Below are 1,402 nucleotides of genomic sequence, written 5' to 3' on the forward strand. Positions count from 1 at the left end.
GCTTCGAAGCGGAACGCTTGGGTGATCTTCATCGGTCTTGGGGGTTGGGGCGGCGGGTGCCGGCAGGAACGTCGGCGGGACCCTATAAGAGCGGCTGCCGCATTTGAAGCCGGCTATGCCCCCAAAACTGCCGCCGGGCAAGTCCGCCAGCCGCAGAGCCGCTCTGCCTCGGACTGCCGCTCTGGCCGTCGATGCCGTGGGCGGCCGGCGGAGGCGCCCCGCCGGGGCGCCTCCGTGGCAGTTACTTCTTGGCCTTTTTGGCTTTCTTAGCCGTCTTGGCCTTCTTCACGGTCTTCTTGGTCGCCTTCTTCGTCGCTTTCTTGGCGGCCTTCTTCGTCGCCTTCTTCGTGACCTTCTTGGCGGCCTTCTTCACCGTCTTGGCCTTCTTGGCCTTGGCGACGGTCTTCGCCTTCTTGGCTTTCTTCGCCATCTCGTCCTCTCGAGCTGATGGATACTAACGCCACGCGAGACGGGACCGGGCTCGCCGATCTTGCAACCGCCTCCGTTTTGATCGGAACAGATTCGCTGCCGCTTCTATCGGCTGACGAAGATATTTCGCGTTGTTATCCACAATTGTTCGCTTATTTCGCGCAATTCGCATCGTTAATGGCGAGTGAACAGCGGCTGTCATGCAATGGTGCGGCGCCGTTCACCGTTTCAAAACCAACTCGTATTTTTGCGAAGCATGATCAGAGTCCGTTAAACGCTCGCGGCGCACCCTCCGCTCAACTTTGGGAGTAGTCATGGGCGGACGACAGATAACAATCGGAGGTTGGGTGGCCTCCATCGAGTGGAGGCACGCATGTTGAGCATGCCGACGCTCTGGATCGTCTTCCTGATCAATTTCGTTTCGCTGGGCCTGGTGTGGGTCCACGTCACCCGTAACTATCCGAACTTCACGCCCGCCCGTTACATGACGGCAGCCTGCTTCGTGCTCGCGACGGGCGCGGTCGTCGGCATGCTCCGCCTCGTGATCAATGTCGAACTCTCGCTGATCGGCGGCGGCACACTGGTGGTCTTCGCCTGCTGTTTGTCCGCGATGGGCATGTACGAGTTCTACGGCCGCCGCGTGCCGTGGACGATGGCGTTCATCGTCACGGGCGCAGTCGCGGCTGGGCTGAGCTTCTTCATCTTTGTCGTCGACTCGATGGCGATGCGGATCGTCGTGTACTCGATGGCACAGCTGATCCCAACTGCCCTAACGCTGCCGCTGGTCATGTCCAAGGTGGGGCGGCGCAACCCGGGCGCACGGATGGCGGGCGTGATCGCCAGCCTGATCGTAGCGGTCTATGTGGTGCGCTCCATCGCGGCGATGATGGGCGTCGGCGGCGAACTCTCGCTGGTTCACTTCAACGACTTCCAGGCCGGGCTGGTGCTGGCGCTGGTGTTCCTGTCGATGACA

General features: G+C 61.3%; 1 protein-coding gene and 1 pseudogene. One reads left to right on the forward strand and one right to left on the reverse strand.

Going from position 1 to position 1,402, the window contains the following annotated elements:
• Positions 1–241: 241 nt before the first annotated feature.
• Positions 242–430: a histone gene (locus DYI24_RS26595; RefSeq protein WP_107343646.1), complete on the reverse strand. Its 189-nt coding sequence runs from the start codon at positions 428–430 to the stop codon at positions 242–244.
• A 372-nt stretch (positions 431–802) separates the two neighbouring features.
• Here DYI24_RS26595 and DYI24_RS26600 point away from each other — a divergent pair.
• A pseudogene (locus DYI24_RS26600) lies at positions 803–1,402 on the forward strand (GGDEF domain-containing protein); the annotation flags it as partial.

Source organism: Rhodopseudomonas sp. BR0C11, from assembly GCF_010820945.1.
In the GTDB taxonomy this organism is placed as follows: Bacteria; Pseudomonadota; Alphaproteobacteria; order Rhizobiales; family Xanthobacteraceae; genus Rhodopseudomonas; species Rhodopseudomonas palustris_H.

What these genes read in the sequence shown, in the direction of transcription:
- DYI24_RS26595 (WP_107343646.1), bottom strand. Translation starts at nt 430, where the DNA reads ATGGCGAAGAAAGCCAAGAAGGCGAAGACCGTCGCCAAGGCCAAGAAG.